Source organism: Petrotoga sp. SL27 (assembly GCF_002924605.1).
Taxonomy (GTDB): domain Bacteria; phylum Thermotogota; class Thermotogae; order Petrotogales; family Petrotogaceae; genus Petrotoga; species Petrotoga sibirica.
In genome coordinates, this window is record NZ_JAIP01000027.1 from 22,329 (window position 1) to 42,388 (window position 20,060).

The 20,060-nt window shown below is 35.8% G+C and carries 16 protein-coding genes; 13 read left to right on the top strand and 3 right to left on the bottom strand.

The genetic code is table 11. The features are described from left to right. The first annotated feature begins 51 nt into the window (after positions 1–51). On the top strand, positions 52–2,574 hold the full coding sequence (locus tag AD60_RS09460) for an adenosylcobalamin-dependent ribonucleoside-diphosphate reductase (RefSeq protein ID WP_103927623.1): 2,523 nt from the start codon (positions 52–54) through the stop codon (positions 2,572–2,574). A gap of 1,323 nt (positions 2,575–3,897) precedes the next feature. Continuing rightward, positions 3,898–5,940, top strand: a complete 2,043-nt coding sequence (locus AD60_RS09465) for a heavy metal translocating P-type ATPase (protein ID WP_103927624.1) — start codon at positions 3,898–3,900, stop codon at positions 5,938–5,940. Between the two features lie 523 nt (positions 5,941–6,463). Here the strand turns inward: AD60_RS09465 and AD60_RS09470 are convergent. Continuing rightward, entirely contained in the window at positions 6,464–6,703 is a 240-nt protein-coding gene (locus tag AD60_RS09470; RefSeq protein WP_103927625.1) for a DUF190 domain-containing protein, read from the bottom strand. Between the two features lie 169 nt (positions 6,704–6,872). Beyond that, positions 6,873–7,250: a fluoride efflux transporter CrcB gene (gene crcB, locus AD60_RS09475; RefSeq protein WP_103927626.1), complete on the bottom strand. Its 378-nt coding sequence runs from the start codon at positions 7,248–7,250 to the stop codon at positions 6,873–6,875. Positions 7,251–7,353: 103 nt separating this feature from the next. Here crcB and AD60_RS10770 point away from each other — a divergent pair, with 103 nt between their 5' ends. From AD60_RS10770 to AD60_RS09530, 11 genes are all read left to right on the top strand, one after another. Continuing rightward, positions 7,354–7,614, top strand: coding sequence for a transposase (locus AD60_RS10770; RefSeq protein ID WP_103927627.1), 261 nt, complete (start codon positions 7,354–7,356; stop codon positions 7,612–7,614). Positions 7,615–8,668: 1,054 nt separating this feature from the next. Then, the gene (locus AD60_RS09485; RefSeq protein WP_158248426.1) at positions 8,669–9,184 is read left to right on the top strand and encodes a Rossmann-like domain-containing protein; all 516 of its coding nucleotides are present in this window, start codon (positions 8,669–8,671) and stop codon (positions 9,182–9,184) included. 36 nt (positions 9,185–9,220) lie between these two features. Continuing rightward, positions 9,221–9,736: a cob(I)yrinic acid a,c-diamide adenosyltransferase gene (locus tag AD60_RS09490; protein ID WP_103927629.1), complete on the top strand. Its 516-nt coding sequence runs from the start codon at positions 9,221–9,223 to the stop codon at positions 9,734–9,736. 208 nt (positions 9,737–9,944) lie between these two features. Continuing rightward, positions 9,945–10,439 carry a hypothetical protein gene (locus AD60_RS09495; protein ID WP_146048843.1) on the top strand — a complete coding sequence of 165 codons (495 nt, stop codon included), beginning with the start codon at positions 9,945–9,947 and terminating at the stop codon, positions 10,437–10,439. Between the two features lie 86 nt (positions 10,440–10,525). Then, on the top strand, positions 10,526–11,275 hold the full coding sequence (locus AD60_RS09500; RefSeq protein ID WP_103927631.1) for an ABC transporter ATP-binding protein: 750 nt from the start codon (positions 10,526–10,528) through the stop codon (positions 11,273–11,275). 21 nt (positions 11,276–11,296) lie between these two features. Further along, positions 11,297–12,892: a hypothetical protein gene (locus AD60_RS09505; protein ID WP_103927632.1), complete on the top strand. Its 1,596-nt coding sequence runs from the start codon at positions 11,297–11,299 to the stop codon at positions 12,890–12,892. Positions 12,893–13,266: 374 nt separating this feature from the next. Then, complete coding sequence (locus AD60_RS09510; RefSeq protein WP_103927633.1) at positions 13,267–14,190, top strand: L-lactate dehydrogenase; 924 nt, start codon at positions 13,267–13,269, stop codon at positions 14,188–14,190. 13 nt (positions 14,191–14,203) lie between these two features. Further along, positions 14,204–14,881 carry an RsiV family protein gene (locus tag AD60_RS09515; RefSeq protein ID WP_103927634.1) on the top strand — a complete coding sequence of 226 codons (678 nt, stop codon included), beginning with the start codon at positions 14,204–14,206 and terminating at the stop codon, positions 14,879–14,881. A gap of 247 nt (positions 14,882–15,128) precedes the next feature. After that, complete coding sequence (locus AD60_RS09520; RefSeq protein ID WP_103927635.1) at positions 15,129–15,704, top strand: nitroreductase family protein; 576 nt, start codon at positions 15,129–15,131, stop codon at positions 15,702–15,704. A 220-nt stretch (positions 15,705–15,924) separates the two neighbouring features. Further along, a complete protein-coding gene (locus AD60_RS09525; protein ID WP_103927636.1) occupies positions 15,925–18,168 on the top strand; it encodes a bifunctional dihydroorotate dehydrogenase B NAD binding subunit/NADPH-dependent glutamate synthase in 2,244 nt (747 codons plus the stop codon). Next, positions 18,168–18,809, top strand: a complete 642-nt coding sequence (locus AD60_RS09530) for a protein-L-isoaspartate(D-aspartate) O-methyltransferase (RefSeq protein ID WP_103927637.1) — start codon at positions 18,168–18,170, stop codon at positions 18,807–18,809. Before AD60_RS09525 ends, AD60_RS09530 begins: the two co-directional genes overlap by 1 nt. Before the next feature lie 49 nt (positions 18,810–18,858). Here AD60_RS09530 and AD60_RS09535 read toward each other — a convergent pair whose 3' ends face one another. Then, positions 18,859–19,959 carry a BMP family protein gene (locus AD60_RS09535; protein ID WP_103927638.1) on the bottom strand — a complete coding sequence of 367 codons (1,101 nt, stop codon included), beginning with the start codon at positions 19,957–19,959 and terminating at the stop codon, positions 18,859–18,861. Between the last annotated feature and the right edge of the window lie 101 nt (positions 19,960–20,060).

The window sequence follows — 20,060 nt, forward strand, 5'->3', positions numbered from 1 at the left end:
TAAATGTTATGATATAAATATACAATATATAGACTCAAGGGGGTAATTTTAATGCAAGTTGTAAATAAGTGGATAGAAAAAGAACCATCTCAGAATGCAGTAACTATATTAAGAGACAGGTATTTCTTAAAAGATGGAGAAGGTAATTATTTAGAAAGCACATGGGGCGAAGTTGCAAAAAGAATTGCAAGACATGTTGCTGCAGCTGAGGTAAACTATACCAACGATATAGAAGAAATAAAAAATGCAGAAGAACATTTCTATCAACTAATAAAATCTCGAATTTTCTTACCAAACAGCCCAACCTTATTCAACGCGGGCAAAACAATGGACAGACAGTTATTCAAAAAAGATATAGAAGAAACAACGTTAGAAGACTACAAAACTATTTTCGATTCAAGGACAAAGCACAACATGTTATCCGCATGTTTTGTAATCCCAATGGATGACTCCATGAACGCTATATTTGATGCAGTAAAAAATGCTGCTTTAATAATGAAATATGGTGGAGGAGTAGGATACGACTTCTCTGTTTTACGTCCAAAAGGCTCTTCTATTGCAGGTACAGGAGGAAAATCCTCTGGACCCATTAGCTTCATGCATGTCTTCAACACAGCAGCTTCCACGATAGAACAAGGTGGGGCAAGGCGGGCAGCTCAAATGGCTGTATTAAGGTATGATCATCCGGATGTCTTTGACTTTATCAATTCCAAAAAAGACAACAAAGGAAGCAATGTTTTGAATTATTTCAACATTTCAATAAACATTGACAATCCAAAAAAATTCAAAAAAATGTTAGAAGAAGATGGGGATTTAACGTTGGAACATCCCGCATCATCCATAAAAAAGACAATAAAAGCAAACGATCTAATGAACAAAATGGTCGAAAACGCATGGAAAACAGGAGATCCTGGAATGCTCTTTCTGGGTAGGCACAATCAATACTACGCAATGAGTGAGCACACCCCAGTCACCGCCACAAACCCATGTGGGGAAGAACCACTACCACCTTTTGGAAGTTGTAATCTCGGTTCTATAGACGTTGCAAAATTGGTTGAAGACATGGATTTGGGAAACCCAAACTCGGAAGATGCCTCAGAATTCCAAGAAATAGTATATTGGGCTATTAGATTTTTAGATGACGTCATAGAATCAAACATCTATCCACTAAAAGAAATTGAAGAAATATCGAAAAAGCAAAGATTTATCGGATTAGGAATAATGGGACTAGCCGATGCATTATACAAAAAAGAGCTACCTTACAACTCAGAACAAGCCAGAAAGTTCATGGCAAAATTAACCGCTGAATTAGCGTATTTCTCTCATGTTGCAAGTACTGAATTAGCCAAAGAAAGAGGCAATTTCCCAGACTTTCAAAGGTCCAAATATCCCAACGGTTTTATACCATTTCCCATGTTGGATGACGAAATAGACGAAGACATAAAAGTATGGAATGAAAAAATACGCCAACACTTTCAAGGCGAAGCCACAAAATACAAAAGAAATGTACAAACAAACACCATTGCCCCAACAGGTTCAATATCTAACTTGGCAGACACATCAAGTGGGATTGAGCCAAATTTCTTACTATCCTATGTAAGATACATGACCAACAAAGAAGGAGACAGAGTGCCTCTATCTTACATAAATCCAATATTAATGGAAAAAATAGGTACCAACATGACAGAAGAGTTAAAAGCCGAAATCATTGAAAAAGGCAGTATTCAAAATATAGAAAATATACCAAACGAAATCAAAAAAATATTTGTAACCTCTATGGATATACCACCAAAAGATCATTTATTAGCCCAACACGTAATTCAAAGTTATCTTGATGCATCATGTTCTAAAACTATAAATATGCCTAAATCTTCAACTATAGAAGACGTTAAAGCCATATATCTACAAGCATTAGAATTAAACTTAAAAGGATTAACTATTTATAGAGATGGTAGCCTTGAAACTCAAGTTCTAACCTCCGCTTCCAAAGAAGAAAAACAAACATCTGAAGCACAAGGCAAAAACGTTACCTTCTTTGTACTAGACGAAAAGCATAAACTAAGGGCAAGACCAAGAAAAGAAACTTTACGAAGCGTCACACGTAAGTTCAAGCACGACACTGGAACCGTCTACGTCACTGTTTCTTTCGATGATAGTGGAGAGGCGGTAGAAATCTTTCTATCAGATGGCACAGAAACTGCGGAGGTTATAGGTAGGTTATCTTCAATAGCCCTAAGAGCAGGTGTCTCAACGGACGAAATAGTTGAGCAATTGAAAAAAGTTAAAGGATCGTATTGTAAAAAACTAGCGCAAGAGATAAGCAAAGCCCTCAACGATTTCAACCAGTTATGGGGAACTCAAATAGAAGATTATGAAGTGATAAGAACGGGCACACCTAAAACCAGAGAAGAAGTAGAAAAATTTGTATACGCCAACGATTTAAAATACGAAAAAGGATATTATATTGACTCAGAAGGCAACGTATACTGCCCAAGCTGTTTATCTAAAAATACCCTGGTAAATGAATCGGGCTGTGTCACCTGCACCACCTGCGGATGGTCAAAATGTTCTTAAAAAAATATATATAACAAACATGCAAACCCGGTGGAAATGCTCACCGGGTTTTCGTTTAGTATTTTACATTTTTGAATTGAATCTTAACAAATTCTCAAAGTTTTACTTGACAATCGTAATTTTTTATGATATAGCATTTGTAAGTATCTTATGCTTTTTTATCCAACCTATAAGGAATGGAAACAAACAAAACTTCGTTGCACAACTGCCATTTCTTCTTGTGTTTTATCCTACCTATAAGGAATGGAGGTAGGGGAGAGGAATGGAAACTCAACTTTTCCCCGCAGCTCAGGGGGCAGACTTTCACTTTTTAACCTACCTATGAGGAATGGAGGGTGTGGGGGAGGAATGAAAACGAGTAGTTTATGTTGTATTCTACTCTCTTTAATAAATATCAAAAAATGTCCGTACCAATAAGAACCGTTGATATTTGTAGTAATAAGAATCTTCCTTGTCTTTCCTTAATGCTTCAGAAAAATCCTTATTTAGGTTTAGGGCACCTAGAATTCACCGTTTTCATTTGGAAATATTTGTTACCCAAATAAGAGTTATTTTAAGAGCTTCTTTCGACTTTTCCAAGCTTAGAATTCTCTAACCGAGTGTAGAGTCTTTTGAATAATTTAATTTTTATACAGGATCTTCTTAAAAAAACAAGGGCCCCTCTTAGGAATGATAGAATAAAATTCCAAAAAAATTCGCCTAGGGAATTTTTTTTGAAAATTCCGTCTGTTGCGTGGATGCAGAGGTATTATTGGCTCATGTTGATTTTGCCAGTTTGGGGCTATGATTTACTGCAATATTTTTTGCTATGAATATGAATAATCCAAATGTTTTTGGTGAGTATCAGCGAGAACCCACGACGCTAAAATTGTTAAAGAATATTGTTGGGGCTGTAGACATTTAGTAAATTTTTAAGTATCTGTGATACAATTGCTTTTAGTATTTATTTTCTGCTGTTATTATTGGGGTAGCGGTATGAAAACTTAAGGATTGATTTGTATGCGGTGCCGAAAGTAAAGAAAAGGCTTATATCGCCTGATTATTCTAGTTGTTGGTCGCTTATTCTATGTTGCCTTAAACTGAAACTGGTAGCAGACATAAAAGCAGAATTAGATAATTTTAACCGCACAAGACAACAGGAGCGCCTTAAGGCCATTCCGAATAATCCGGAGTTTGTTGACCTATATGCCAGATAGCTGTCAATCCATAAGAAGTCAAATGGAAGGTTAGAAAGAATGGATTGACACATTATTTCTGTAGTAAACTCTGTAAGGATAAATTCATTAAAACAGGCTACTAGTCTGAAAAGGAGGTTAATAATCTATGAAACACAGAAACCGTCAAACGAAACATAATATGAATGCCGAACACACAAAGCATACCGATGGTGGTGGGCATGCCTCACATCACGCACACATGGTGGCTGATTTCAGGAAGAGGTTCTGGGTATCATTAATCCTGACTATCCCCGTTCTTCTACTTTCTCCACTTATCCAATCTTTTTTCGGCTATTCCATAGATTTTGCGGGTTCGATGTTTTTTCTTTTTGGCCTTTCTTCATTTGTCTATTTCTACGGTGGCTGGCCGTTTTTAGAGGGACTGTTTCAGGAGTTAAAAAAGAAACAACCCGGTATGATGACGCTCATTGCGCTGGCCATATCTGTCGCCTATTTTTACAGTAGTGCGGTTGTCTTTGGAGTTGAAGGAAAAGTATTCTTTTGGGAATTAGTTACCCTTATCGATATTATGCTCCTTGGACACTGGATAGAGATGAAATCTATTATGGGAGCGTCACAGGCTTTGGAGGAACTGGCGAAACTTATGCCGTCAGAAGCCCATCGTCTAAAAGAAAGTGGAGATATAGAAGAGGTCAAGATTGAAGATTTGCAATCACAGGATAAAGTGCTAATCAAACCAGGTGAAAAAATTCCGGTTGATGGGATAGTTCTCGAAGGCGAATCGGATGTTGATGAATCGGCTATAACCGGTGAATCAAAGCCGGTAAGCAAAAAAAAGGATGATAAGGTTATCGGTGGCGCGGTCAACGGAGAAGGTTCCCTTACTGTCCAAGTAACCAAGACCGGCAAAGATTCTTATCTTTCCCAAGTGATAGAGTTAGTAAGGATTGCCAGTGAAAGTAAATCTAGGGCGCAAGGATTAGCGGATAAGGCGGCTTTCTGGTTGACAATAATTGCTATTACGGCAGGTGCAGCAACCCTTATAACCTGGCTTGTATTAGGTAAAGAATTTGTATTTGCTTTGGAACGTATGGTTACTGTCATGGTTATTACTTGCCCGCACGCCTTAGGTCTGGCTATACCGCTTGTTATCTCTGTAATTACATCTATTTCGGCTAAGAACGGCCTTCTGATTAGGAATAGAACTTCTTTTGAAGGTGCTCGTAATATTGATGTTGTCGTTTTTGATAAAACAGGTACATTAACCAAAGGGGAATTCGGGGTATCGGACATTGTTACGTTTGGCGGCTGGAAGGAAGACGAGCTTTTACGTGATGTCGCTGCCATTGAAACAAATTCCGAACACACGATTGCCAAAGGAATCGTGAAAAAAGCAAAAGAAAAGAAGCTGGATTTACCTAAGGTAGAAAATTTCTCAAGTCTGCCAGGGAAAGGCGCTAAAGCGCGTATTCAGGGCAAACAAATTTTTGTTGGAAATAAAGGGATTTTTGAAATTGCCGAAGTATCTTCAACGGACGATGCGCAAAAACAGGCTAACGAGTTTGCTTCTCAGGGAAAGACACTGGTCTTTGTTGCTTCAGAAAACAAGATTCAGGGGATCATCGCTCTCTCAGATATCATCAGAGATGAATCAAAAGAAGCGATTAAGAGACTCAAAAAGCAAGATATAAGTGTTTCGATGATTACTGGCGATAATCAGGCAACCGCTAAATTTGTAGCCGATCAATTGGGTTTGGACAGTTTTTTTGCCGAAGTTTTGCCCGATAAGAAATCCGAGAAAATAAAAAAACTTCAAAGCGAAGGTAGAAAAGTTGCGATGGTGGGTGATGGTGTCAATGATGCGCCTGCTCTGGCTCAGGCTGAAGTGGGAATAGCCATAGGGGCAGGTACGGATGTAGCTGTTGAAACAGCCGATGTGGTATTGATCGAGAATGATCCCAGAAATGTATTGGATATCATCCGGCTCTCGGCAATTAATCATCGCAAAACTGTCCAAAATCTTGCTTGGGCTACAGGCTATAACGTTTTTGCCATACCTCTAGCGGCCGGGGTCTTGTATAGTTATGGAATTATTCTCGCTCCAGCTATGGGGGCTATTCTCATGTCCCTTAGTACAGTAATTGTCGCGATTAATTCTAGACTGATAAAATTTCAAAAGGAATACTAACATGAAAGCACATGTTGATCAAGATGGGTGGAGGAATGAGAGACAAATTGTCCGAGTATTACATTTGAAGAACTAAAAAAATATTGAAGTGGTTATAGAAAGCTTATTCCCAACTAATGTAAAATATTTGAGATGTAATTGTGCTCTAAAAAATATCACTCCCTTGTTGTAATTTTTATCAATAAGGAGTGATATATTTTTCCTGAGTTTGACAGTTACAAAAACGTAAGAATTCTAAAACAGCCATGAATAATTGAAAAAAGCTCTTTTTGCTTTCTCTGTTTTTCAAAAGTGTCACTACATCAAAACATTTTTTACAAAAAAATAGGTGTTTTATCCTCTCAAACCCGCTTTCTTCCGTTCGGTTTACTGAAAAATCGTCTCTCAACTTTCAAAGTCCGGAAAAAAAAATATATATATATACAACAAATATTCAAACCCGGTGGAAATGCTCACCGGGTTTTTATATCGTAAATACGACTTAGCTATAATAATTTTAATGACCTAGATTTATTATCAGAAACTATTCTTTATCTACTTTTTTACTGCTAGAATAACTAATTACCTTGACATCTTCTACAGTAATTAATCCATCTTTAACTAATTCCTGGACCTCAGGTAATATTTTTTCAATCTTTTCAGCCTCATCTACCACTTCTATTATCAAAGGAAGATCTGAGGATAATTGTAAAATATGTGCACTTTCTATTCTACTATTTAAGCCGAAACCTTCTATGCCTCTAATGACAGTAGTACCAGCCATCCCAGCCTTTTTAAACTTCTTAACTAAAACGTAGTAAAGTGGCTAATGATTCCATTTATCTGTTTCACCAATATATATTTTAAAATCTTGCCTTCTCCTGAATATTGCATGATTTTCTCCTTTCTATGGACTACCTAGCAATTTAAATAAATTTATTGAGAAAACGGAATTAGCTAATAGCCTTTGCTAGAATAATGCCTCCCATAACAGAAACAAGACCTAAAAGCAAATTCGAAAGGATATTCATTCCAGCAAAGAACCAATCACGTTCTTCAATAAGAACAACTGTCTCATAACTAAAGGTAGAAAAAGTAGTCAGAGCACCGATAAATCCTGTGGTGATTGCCAATCTAAGGTAAGGATGAGTTAAACCTTTCTCTAGGGAAAAGGTCATTATAAATCCAAGAAGAAAAGACCCAAGAACATTAACTATTAAAGTACCATAAGGCAAAACACCCTCAAGTTTCAAGCTTACCCACCTCGAAGGCAAAAATCGATTAATCGCTCTAAAAAATCTTCCTAACCCTACAAAGAAAATTTCTACCATATTTGGCTCCTTTCTTTTTCCAAAGATCTTTTAACATTATTATAGGTTCTCTTCCAAAAAGTGTGGGTAGAAAAAATGAAATATGAACAAGTGATTAAATAATCTGGTATCATGTGCAGAAACCTTTCTACCGTTTAAAGAAAGATACACTGAAAAAAATAGTGATCCAAAAGACATAGAGTCCATATGCATGGATATGTCGGTACCTTTCGAAGCTGGAGCAAGGAAGCATTTCCCAAAAGCAAAGATAATATTTGACAAATTCCATGTGCTTAATGTATTAAGTGTCCAACTTGATAAAGTGAGAGCCGGTTTTCTGTTTTTCTTTATTGCCCTTGGTAAACTTAATTTAACTCCAGCTTAATTACCCACTATTTTCGTGATAGAACCTTACTTCTTAATAGATTATCAAGTTAATTTTTTAATAAGATTTGTTTATATTATTATATCATAAATTAAAAAAACAAAAAAACAGCGCATTAGATAATATTATATGTCCGTGAAAAAGATTGGTTAGATCATAATTTGAACCTTTGAGGGGTAAACCCCTCAAACTCCCCAAAACCGAAGATGGTCTTTAATTCTTAAAATTCTGAATCACACAATCCTGTGATTAGGGGTAAACCCCTCAAACTCCTCGAAAACTAAAATCTCTTTTTTTAAAAGATCTTTGTTTGCACAAAGCTGCAAACAAATGATATCATATCCTTGACTTTTTTAAGTTAAGAAGACAGATTTTCTTAATCTACCGAGTAGTTTGTTGAAGTCATACATTGTCATCTTGATAACGATGAGAGTATACTTAAAGTATTTTTTGAAAGGTAAAAGGGAACAACGATGTTAGCCTTTCAAGAAGTAGGTCTTACAAGAAGAACGCTAACTCTCATGTGGAACAAGTAATGGGGATAATCGTTTTTCCTTTATGCTAAATAAAAGCTTATTTTGATAAAGCAAATATAGTTCACAAACACTTTGAAATATTGGGTATATTGAGGTTAGAAAAGTCTTATTTTCAGAAGATTAACGAATTTTAGATTTTTTGATGATATAATGGGGTTGAAAACAAATTATCAAAATCATGGGAAATAGGAAGAAGATTTGGAACGTTTTTAATATTTCAATAGTTAAATAACTCACTGAGAAGGAGATCAGGATGATAATTGAAAGAGTTATAGAAGAAGCACAGCCTTATTTAGAAGGAATAAAAATAAAAGATGCGGTTATAGGAATTTAACTTATTGGTTTGGAACTTAGTAACAATTATATGGGTGTAAGTTATGTTCTAAGTGAGAATTTAAAAATCAGGTTGCTCTATTTTCCCGTATGCTCAAGATATTATTGGTAAAGATAGTTTAGAGATTGCCGAATGGGCTCTCACGGGTCAAGATGATTTGCAAAGGTCTATTGGAGTTGCTGTGTTGACAGCTGCTTCACGCTCCCTTCCTTTGGTTGATGTAGATACTTCTATTCACCCCTTTTCTATTGAAATTACTCCAGAGGATAATGTTTGCTCGATAGGTTATATTCCTCAAGTTATTAATATGTTCAATGGAATGGTCAAAAATGTATTTATTTTTGACCGGGGAGTTTCGCAAAAAGGTGGCATTTTTGGGAAAGTCCTCCCTGAGGAGGAACAAAAGGACATACTTCCAAAATGTGAAATTGTTTTTTTGAGTGGGACTACTATTATAAACCACAGCCTAGAGTATCTTTTGAGTTTATGCAAAAATACCCGAGAAATAGTTTTAATTGGGGCATCAACTCCGATGTTTCCCAACGCGTTTGTTGGAACAGGGGTAAGTATTTTAGCAGGTTCTTGGTGGGATGAAAGGGAAAAAGACAAAATCTTTCGAAATATTTCACTCGCAGGGGGTATAAGCCAGATATCCAAATTTGCAATTAAAAAGAATGTAAGAGTACAAAAAAGCTTGTAAGAAAAGAAACTTTTAACACAGAATGAGGTGGCTGAAATGGAACAATCTTTCTTTCATGTTTATACTGGCAACGGTAAAGGCAAAACAACAGCAGCTTTAGGGCTTTCTGTTAGAGCGGCGCTTTCAGGTAAAAAAGTCTTTTTTGCACAGTTTATAAAAGGCATGGAGTACAGTGAGTTGAAAGTGAGCCAATATTTTAAGAACATTGAAATTCAACAGTTTGGTAGAGACTGTTTTATATACAAAAAACCAACAGAAGAAGACATAGAGGCAGCCAGTAAGGGTATGGATGTTTGTGAGAAGGTTTTAAAAGGTTATGAATACGATTTGGTTGTGTTGGATGAATTAAATATTGATTTATACTACAAATTGATTCGGCTGGGTAGAGTTGTAAAAGCGATCAGAGAAAGGACTCCATCGATAGAGGTTGTAATAACTGGAAGATATGCCCCAGAAGAAATTATAGAAATAGCGGATTTGGTTACCGAGATGAAAGAGATTAAACATTATTACAACCAAGGTGTTCAAGCAAGAAAGGGTATAGAGTTTTAAATAACAGTGAAAATTTAAATAAGCCAAGTTTCTTCGAAGGTTAATTATTTTTGGTATTCAAAATATAATTTCCTGTTTTACTTTATTAATATGCATAATAAAAAATAATGGTATAATATTGTGAACAAAATTATTTTTAGTCTCAATAAAAAAGGAGGAGATTTTTATTTCTGATTATCCAAATTTTCACACAGTGGCTATCGAGTATATGAATGATTCAAATTTAGTACATGAGGACCATCTTCACCCTGAAGTTATTTTGTGGGTGAATTTTAGTGAAGAATCTAAGAAAGAATTTTTGGAGAAGATAAAAGAACTTGATGAAGAATTGGCTCAGGATATCAATGATCACCTGTCACAATTCAAAGTTGAAGAAGAAGTGGTTCCAGTTAACCTACCACTAGATGTGGATACCGAAGAAGAATTCGACGATTTTTTGTACTTCTTAGGTGAATTGACAGATATCGTTGATTTAAAAGCGTATTCAGTGATTACTGAAGTTTCCCTAGCCGATGAAGAGAGTGAGAAAGAAGGTTCTGAAGATCTATATGATTTCCCTGCGATATTCAGCGAGGAGAAGGAAGGTAGCTGCTATTTAACGGTGTTTGATTGGGATTTAAAAGAAATGGAAGAGTATTCTGGTAAGTTTGAGAAAAACGAAGAAGATATTGAAGGTTTGAGATTTCCTTTCTTTCAAAGCTAACACTCTGAAAAAACCCTCTAGATCCAAAAAGAGGGTTTTTATACTTGTTAAAGTTAGAATGAGGTGAGATATAGGGGGGCTTAACATTGATAAAAGCGATAAATTTAACAAAAAAATTTAAAGATTTCACCGCGGTTGATGGAATCAACTTAAACATAAAAACAGGGGAAATTTATGGTTTTCTTGGCCCCAACGGTGCAGGGAAAACTACAACGATAAGGATGCTCACAGGAACATTAAAACCAACCTCTGGTCAAATTTTCATCATGGATAAAGATTACAATAATTACGAATTGGAGATAAAAAGAGAGATTGGGGTTGTGCCTGATGAACCAAAAATGTATGAGAATCTCAAAGGCAGTGAATACATAGAATTTGTAATGAACGTATACAAATTAAATTCAGATGAAATTCATTCCCGATTTAACGAGATATGTGACGCCTTTGGGATAGATTACCTCAACGATTACATAGGTGATTATTCTCATGGTATGAAACAAAAATTAATGGTTGCCTCGGTTTTAATGAGAAAACCAAAGGTGATTTTTTTAGACGAGCCAACCGTAGGTTTGGATGCCAGAGCAGCGAGGATACTCAAAGAACTTTTACAAAAATACAAGAATGAAGGCTCTTCGATATTTTTTACCACACATATTCTTGAAATAGCAGAAAAGATGTGTGACAGAATTGGAATAATCGATCATGGTAGAATCCTTGCTGAAGGTAATTTAGAAGAATTGAGATCTCTATCTAAACTAGGAAATAAGAGCTTAGAAGACATTTTCTTGGAATTAACAGGGGGTAGTGAAGTAAAAGAAATAATTGACGAACTTTAGAGGGGAGGTTCTGAGACAATAATGAATGAATTGAAATTGTTGTTAAAATTCTCCTATAAAAACAAATCTCGACCGACAAAAAACAGAAAAGGGATAGAAAGAGGTTCAGGTATGCTCTCAAGTGTAATGAGCTATCTGATTGTCCCAATAATTTTTTTAGCTGTTATTATTCCAACGTTGCTTGCAGCAACAGGTTCTTTTAATTTAAATATTCCGTTGAATCAAATGGGTTTGGACTCTAATTATACTTTGCTAGAACTAATGTTCGCGCCTTCCTTTTTACTTGTAAGTGCGATTTTTGTTTTACAATTTTCCCCATTAATTGTAACTACACTTTTCGATAACGATATGATGGACAACCTTTTAACCATGCCTATTAAAAGATCAACCCTCTTTTTTTCTTCTACCATAGATAGTTTAATTATGTCTGGGATAGGAAGTGGTGCTTTCTTATCAATTGTTATTTCGTATATGATTTTAAAAGGTTCAAATGTTATTCTATCTATATTTAGTATTATAGGGTTTTTTCTTTTTTTGATCTCTATATCGATTGTAATAGGATTAATGATGTCTTTCTTTGTTGGTAAAACATCTGCAAAAAGAATTGCTCAATTAACATATTTCATAGGCATTATCTTTATGGTCCTAATACCGCAATTTCTCCCACGTATGATGACTAACGATCCACAAAACCTTGTGGAAGGCATGGGGAACTCTCTTAAAGTATTTATGAGTCCTTTTTGGCCACATGCTCAATTCATCAACGCTATAAACGGCAGTATCTTTTCTCTTATATTCATCTACGCTGTTTCAATATTGTTCTTTTACTTGGTATACAGATACTCGAACAATCTCGATTTCTCAACCTCTAGGAAAAAATCAAAGGTTAAAAAAATTGAAAAGTTTAAAACCAAACGTCTGCCTCTTTTTGAAAAAGATAGAAAACTCCTTTTTAGAAACTCACAATTGATTTTTATGATGATTTATCCACTCGTGTTTCCATTCATATTCTTTTTCACAGGTATTCAAGATTTAACTTACATAGCGTTGTTCTTTATGTTTATTGCATCAAATTATTCGGCTATGATTTCTGCATATATGTTGACTGAAGAATTAAAAATCTGGCCAGTTCCAAAGTTGTTTCCTTTCAAAACAAGAACTATGGTTAACTCAAAAATAATGATTACTACAGGTCTTTATACAGTTGAGTTTATCGCTCTTACAATAGTTTTCTCACTTCTGCTAAAATTTAGTTTCTTTGATTTGGTACTAATAATTCCTACTGTCATATTATTGTACTATTCATCGCTATTAGGAGCAAGAATCTTTCTCAGTGATCCCAAAAGAGATGTATCCCAGATGAACAAGGTGTTCAAAGGGAAAGAAGTACTGATTATAGAATTGATAACAATGGGGTATGCTATGGCTATTTTTGGCTTACTATTTTTTTATGACTTAATGCTTGTCCAAGGTCCATTGTGGATCTTCAAAAATATAGGTATGCAACTTACGTCTTTAATAATATTAGGAACAGTGGCAGTGCTATTGTTTGTAATATTATGGTCTATCGGGAAAGAACAAAGAAAGATAAACCAGTACATAGAAGCAATGGAATAAAATCCAAATTTTGAATCTGAAAAAAATAGTAATAAATTTTTTAATAATTTAATGAGCCCCTATGTAAATTACAAGAGGGTTTTTCTTATATAATGGAATGTGTGCTATTATATATTTAAGAAAGATCTTCACTTTAGGGTGGACTGCGCTGGGAAAATTATTAATATTTAAAAAATTTGAAAGTATTAATTAGGGGTGAGAATTATGATTGATTATCCAGAGTTTCACTGTTCAATGACTTTTTTGATGAGAGCTGAAGATATATTGATAGATCACGATCATGTTCCAGAAATTAGGTTTCCTATATTTAAATAGTTGCTAAATCGATTTTTCTATAGGGTTAGTAAAACATCAAAAATGGGAGGGATATAATTTTGAAAATAAGTATAATAGGAACGGGAAGAGTTGGTTCAAGTACCGCTTTTGCTTTAATAAATTCAGCAGTTGCTGACGAGATAGTTCTTTACGACCTCAACAAAGAAATGGCAGAAGGTGAAGCAATGGATTTACTACATGCTACAACCTTTCACAAAAGAATGATTATAAGGGCTGGCGAATATAGTGATATAGAAGGAAGCGATATAGTAATAATTACAGCAGGAGCTGCTCAAAAGCCTGGTGAAACGAGATTAGATTTGACCATAAAAAATGCTAAAATAATAAAAGGCATTTCAGAAAATATAAAGAAATATGCTCCAAATACGTTGGTAATAAATATTACGAACCCTGTTGATGTTATGAGCTATGTTGTGTGGAAAGTAACAGGCTTTGAATCTAAAAGGGTAATTGGAACTGGCACAATATTGGACACCGGAAGATTAAGGGCTTTAATAGGAAAAAATTGTGGTATATCTCCAATGAGTGTACATGCCTATATAATAGGGGAACATGGTGACTCGGAGTTGGCAGCGTGGAGTTCCGCGATGATTGGAGGCGTTCCGATTAAAGGTTTTTGCCGCAATTGTCCGTACAAGAACAGTTGTAATATCGATCTAAATAAGATTTTTGAAGATGTAAAAAATTCTGCCTACAATATAATAAACAAAAAAGGTGCAACTAATTATGGGATAGCTTCGGCAACAACTGCGTTAGTAGAATCGATAATAAAGAATGAAGGTAGGGTGTATACACCTTCCGTGCTGCTGGACGATATCTACATAGGATATCCTGCGGTAATAAACAAAGGTGGAGTAGAACGAACTATCGATATAACTTTGAATGAGGAAGAAACAGAAAAGTTTGAAAGATCAAAAAGCATAATTAAAGAGTATCTTGAATCAATCAAAAACTTACTTTAAGGGGAGAACAACTATGAAAAAGGTTGTAGGTATATTTTTAATGTTTACAATGATTTCTATGACACTCTATTCAATCGAATATGTAACCCTATCATCAGAATTAACAGAAAACTTAGGTGGAAGGGTAAGTATTCCATTTTTTTACGGTACAAAGGATGCACCTAGTGCTTTTCTTTTAAATAGTTATTTAGCTAAAGATGTTGAAAATTTCTTAAGTCAATATCTCGATCAACTTTATGGTCTTAGAAATAGTATAGACGAATCTGAGGAACCATACGTTCAAGTAGTTATAGAATCGGAAATAGGATTTGTTTCAAATAGTTTTGTGAGTTTTTACGCTGACTATTTGTCTTATGTCTATCATCAGGCTCATCCAATGACTACAAGAAAAACGTACAATTATGATCTAACTCTCAGTAAATTTCTCAATTTATACGATTTCTTGGGTTTATATAGTGATCACAGAGGTCAATCTTTTAAAATAATCAAAGAACATATAATTGAAGAAATAAATGCAAATCCTCAAATTTATTTTAATGAAAGTATAGATACAATAGGGTATGATCGAGATTATTATATTACAAATGAAGATTTTGTTGTAGTCTATCAACTTTACGAAATTGCACCATATTCATCCGGTATAAGAGAGTTCAAAATACCTCTTGAAGAATTGGGAATAGAAATTCAGTAGAAATGTCAGCTAACTGTGGGTGGGGAGCAGGGCAAAGGGATTAAAACACCTTTTTCCTTGTGAGTGGGCTTGTGTGGGATAAAGGGATTAAAACACCTTTTTCCTTATGGGTGGGCTTGTGTGGGATAAAGGGATTAAAACATCTTTTTCCTTATGGGTGGGCAGCGGGGTGAAAGGGCGCTAAAGTAAGGTTTAGAACTTCTAAAAAAACATTAACAAAAATAATTAATGGAGGGAAAACAACAACATGGATTTAATAGAAATAATCAAGCAAAGAAGAAGCATCAGAAAGTTCAAGCAAGAGACCATCGATGATGAAATATTGAAAGATTTAGTAGATTGTGCAAGGTTAGCACCTTGCGCTTCGAATAAACAACCTTTAGAGTTTATAATTGTAAAAGATAAAGAAATCTGCAACAAAGTCTTTGAAAATTTAAGTTGGGCTGCCTACATATCCCCAAAAGGAACCCCTAAAGAAGGAGAAAAACCAACCGCATATATTATTATTTTAGTCAACAAGCAGAGAGCCACGAAGTGGATTGGTCACGATGTAGGAGCAGCGTTTGAAAATATTTTATTAGCTGCGTGGTCAAAAGGAATAGGCGGATGCCCCATTGTTTCTATAAATAGGGAAAATTTAGGAGAAATTTTAAAAGTACCACAAGACTATGAAATCAACACTGTAGTTGCCTTAGGTTATAAAGGGCATGAATCTTTTGCAGAGGATAACGATGATACCGTAAAATATCACATGGATGAAAAAGGTAATTTTCATGTTCCAAAAAGGCCCCTTGAAAAGGTTATTCATTTTGATAAATTTTGATTATAATTATTGTATGCGAACCTAGGAGGATAATAAATGGCTCAAAATAATCTTGATACCAAAGCTTTAGAGAATTGGCTTTGGGAAGCTGCTTGCAAAATAAATGGTCTGAAGTTGCTAAAAAATCTACAAATATTGGGGAATATTTAACTGACTTTGTACGAACGGTCGCGAGAATACCTTAAAAGAAATATTGAAAAAAACTAAAGGGGTGGAAGTTTTGTTCGAAATTTCCGAGAAAAAGAAGTTAGCTCAAGATGTGTACAGTGTTTGGGTTGAAGCACCAAAGATAGCAGCACATGCTCAACCTGGTCAGTTTGTTATAGTTATAGCTGACGAAGATGGAGAAAGGATTCCTTTAACTATAGTGGATAAAACTCAGGATAAAATAAGACTCATATTTCAAGTGGTTGGTAAAAGTACGAGGAAAATGGCGACTTTTGAAAATGGTGATGTATTTGCCCACGTCGTTGGCCCTTTGGGTAATCCTTCAGAAATAGATTATTATGGGACGGTATTGTTGATTGGTGGAGGTATAGGTGTTGCTCCAATTTTACCTATTTTAAAGGCTTTGAAAGAAAAAGGCAACAGGGTCATATCAATTATGGGAGCAAGGACCGCTGATCTTTTAATTTTAGAAGATGAGTTTACACAGCTTTCTGATAAGTTGATAGTAACAACAGATGACGGATCAAAAGGCATAAAAGGTTTGGTTACTGATGGTATGAAAAAAGTAGTTTCAGATGGAGAAAAAATAGATAAGGCTTGGGCTATTGGACCAGTTATTATGATGAAGTTTGCCACAAAGACAGCTCAAGAACTTGGGTTTCCAATAATAGTGTCTTTGAACCCAATTATGGTAGATGGAACAGGAATGTGTGGGGGGTGTCGGGTAACAGTTGGAGATAGCGTTAAATTTGCCTGTGTGGATGGTCCTGAGTTTGATGGTGAGCTCATTGAATGGGATGAATTGTTAAAGAGACTGGGGCAGTACAAAGTCGAGGAAAAGGAGTCTTTAGAAGAAAAAAAGAAAAAACGTCCAAAAAAGATTTTGAGGAATAAAGTTCCTGTGAAAAAACAACCTCCCGAAGAGAGAAAGCACAATTTTCAAGAGGTTGCATATGGTTATTGTTTGGAAGAGGCTATGATGGAAGCCGATAGATGCTTACAATGTCCTGATAGTGCATATAATTGTATAAAAGGATGTCCCGTTGGTATAGATATACGAGGTTTTATAAGAGAGTTGAGAGAAGGTAATCTTGCCAAGTCCGCAGAAATACTGAAGAGTTACAATAATTTGCCTGCTATTTGTGGAAGGGTTTGTCCGCAAGAGAACCAGTGTGAAGGTGCATGTACCTTAGGTAAATCAGGTACCTTTGAACCAGTTGCCATAGGTAGATTAGAAAGGTTTGTGGCGGATTGGGGAAGAGTTCAAAGAAAAAATGAAAAGAATGATATCCAAGTGTCAAAAAACAATATCAAAGGAAAGGTTGCTGTTGTGGGGGCAGGGCCTGCTGGGCTAACGGTGGCAGCAGATCTGGCAAAGATGGGATATTACGTTAAAATTTTTGAAGCTTTGCACAAACCCGGAGGGGTGTTGACCTACGGTATCCCTGAGTTCAGACTTCCAAAAGAGATAGTTTTTGAAGAAGTAGAATATGTGAAATCGTTGGGAGTAGAAATTGAGACAGATGTTGTTGTGGGAAAGACAATTACAATAGACGAAATGAAAGAAGAGTTCGATGCTATATTTATAGGTACAGGTGCGGGAACCCCCAAATTCTTGAATATTCCTGGAGAAAATTTGAATGGGGTTTATTCTTCAAGTGAGTTTTTAACAAGGGTTAATTTGATGAAAGCATATGAATTCCCTTTGGTTGATACACCCGTTAAGATAGGAAAACACGTGGTAGTTGTTGGCGGGGGTAACGTTGCGATGGATGCTTCAAGATCGGCGTTAAGGCTTGGTGCTGAAGCCGTCACAGTAGTGTATAGAAGAACGGAGCAAGAGATGCCTGCAAGAAAGGAAGAATATGAGAACGCAGTTGAAGAAGGAATTAATTTTATGTGGCTGACTAATCCAATAGAGTGTAAAGGAAACGAAAAAGGAGAATTGACAAGCGTAATTTGTCAAAAGATGAAGCTTGGAGAGCCCGATTCTTCTGGCAGAAGGAGACCTATACCAATTGAAAACAGTGATATTGAAATACCTGCAGATCTTTTTATAGTAGCTATAGGTCAAGAGTCGAACAAGGTTTTACTCAACGCATTTCCTGAATTGAAGCTGAATAAATGGGGGTATATAGAGGCAGATCCCGTTACCGGCGTTACTTCTGTAGAAGGAGTCTGGGCAGGTGGAGACATAGTTACAGGGGCTGCAACCGTTATCGAGGCAATGGGAGCAGGTAAAAGAGCTGCTAAGGCAATAGATGAATATATTTCGTCGAAGGTAGGAAAATTTTGATGGATTTTGAGAAAGAAAATAGAATGATGGTTGAGTATCAACTTAAAAGGAGAGGTATCACCGATAAAAAGGTTCTGAATGCCTTTTTGAAGGTTAAAAGACATTTGTTTGTTCCAAAAAATCATGAAAGGTATGCATATGATGATTGCCCTTTGCCTATTGGCGAAGGACAAACTATTTCTCAGCCTTATATAATTGGCTTGATGCTTCAACTATTAGAGTTAAAAGAAAACGATGTAGTTTTAGAAATTGGTACTGGTTCTGGTTACCAAACGGCTTTACTGGCAGAGATTGTACGTCTTGCTTATACTATAGAACGAAACGAAACGTTAACCCAAAGAGCCAGAAGTAAATTTGAGGAATTAGGATATACAAATATTGTTTTAGAGGTTGGAGATGGAACAAAAGGATGGACAAAAGAAAAGATTGAGTTTGACGGAATTATAGTTTCAGCGGCAGCTCCAAAAGTTCCTGACCCTTTGCTTTCGCAACTTAAAGTGGGAGGAAGAATGGTAATTCCAATCGGTTCTAAATCTTTTCAGCGTTTACATAAAATAACCAAGTTAGAAGATGGAAATACAAAGGTTGAATACTCTGATGGTTGTATGTTTGTGCCTTTAATAGGTGAATATGGTTGGTGAGAGTGTTTATTAAAATATAAAATATCCCGCAGGAAGCGGGATATTTTGATTAATATGGGAAGGTAATCTCAGGAACCTCAAACGAACCTATTTTTGAAGGATCTGAAGGTATTTTCAATTTGTCTTCTTTTATCAATTTTTTTAGATATTCGATTTCGACAAAATATCTAATGGGCACCATGCTTCTTGTGTACTTCATAGGAGTTATACTTACACCGTCTTCTTTCATACCTAATCTAAAGACACCAGATTCGAAGGTTCTTATGGACATGGCGGCTTGAATGCCTTCGAAAGCAGCTGTATCGACCCTTTTCATTGCACTTGTCAATACGTAGCCCGGAGCCATGTAATCTTGATCTACATCCACACCTATTGCAAAAAAGTTTTTATCTAATTCATAGTATTTATCGATGATTTGTACTAAGGGGGCATTTGGAGGGAGATTATATAGATTACTTCCTTTTTCTTTAGCAGCATCAATTACTCCGTTACCTGTTGGACCTGCAGCATGAAAGACAATATCAGCGCCATTTTCCATTTGTGTTAGAGCCAGATTCTTTCCTAAAGCAGGGTCGTTAAAGGTGTTAGCATAGCCCGATATAACTTGAATATTTTCATTATGTAATTCATTGTATACTTTAACTCCTGCTTTGAATCCTGCTTCGAATTTGGTAACGGCAGGGACTGGAACTCCTCCTATAAATCCAACTTTTCCAGTTTTGCTCATCATAGCGGCTAAGTAACCAGCTGGGAAACTGGATTCATGCTCGTTGAAAACATAGCAAACAACGTTTGAGGGGACTACTTGTCCAGGAGATGGTTCGATATCTATTCCTACAAAATAAACCTCAGGAAATTGAGGAGCTACATTGAATAAAACATCCGTCATCATGAAACCAACAGCGATTACCACGTCTGAATCCCTTGCAGCATTGGAAAGATTTGGTAAATAATCTGTCTGTTCAGATGATTGGATTACGGCGATTTCTACACCTAATTCATTCCTGGCTCTTAAAACTCCTTGCCATGTTCCGTCGTTGAATGATTTGTCTCCTAGTCCTCCTACGTCGGTAACCATGGTTACTTTGAAAGCGAAAGTCGTTGAAAATAAAAACAACACAGTAAAGAAAACACTTAGATACTTTTTCATAAAAATCGCCTCCTATGTGGTTTATAATATTATAGCATATTTATGGTTTAAAGTTTTAAGAGAGGTAATTTTATGATTTGATGATAAAATATAATAAACAA

Excerpts from the sequence above, each read along its gene's own strand:
- AD60_RS09505 (WP_103927632.1), top strand. The coding sequence starts at position 11,297 with ATGAATGAATTGAAATTGTTGTTAAAATTCTCCTATAAAAACAAATCT.
- AD60_RS09490 (WP_103927629.1), top strand. The coding sequence starts at position 9,221 with ATGGAACAATCTTTCTTTCATGTTTATACTGGCAACGGTAAAGGCAAA.
- AD60_RS09470 (WP_103927625.1), bottom strand. The coding sequence starts at position 6,703 with ATGGCTGGTACTACTGTCATTAGAGGCATAGAAGGTTTCGGCTTAAAT.
- AD60_RS09460 (WP_103927623.1), top strand. The coding sequence starts at position 52 with ATGCAAGTTGTAAATAAGTGGATAGAAAAAGAACCATCTCAGAATGCA.
- AD60_RS09465 (WP_103927624.1), top strand. The coding sequence starts at position 3,898 with ATGAAACACAGAAACCGTCAAACGAAACATAATATGAATGCCGAACAC.
- AD60_RS09530 (WP_103927637.1), top strand. The coding sequence starts at position 18,168 with ATGGATTTTGAGAAAGAAAATAGAATGATGGTTGAGTATCAACTTAAA.
- AD60_RS09535 (WP_103927638.1), bottom strand. The coding sequence starts at position 19,959 with ATGAAAAAGTATCTAAGTGTTTTCTTTACTGTGTTGTTTTTATTTTCA.
- AD60_RS09495 (WP_146048843.1), top strand. The coding sequence starts at position 9,945 with ATGAATGATTCAAATTTAGTACATGAGGACCATCTTCACCCTGAAGTT.
- AD60_RS09515 (WP_103927634.1), top strand. The coding sequence starts at position 14,204 with ATGAAAAAGGTTGTAGGTATATTTTTAATGTTTACAATGATTTCTATG.
- crcB (WP_103927626.1), bottom strand. The coding sequence starts at position 7,250 with ATGGTAGAAATTTTCTTTGTAGGGTTAGGAAGATTTTTTAGAGCGATT.
- AD60_RS09520 (WP_103927635.1), top strand. The coding sequence starts at position 15,129 with ATGGATTTAATAGAAATAATCAAGCAAAGAAGAAGCATCAGAAAGTTC.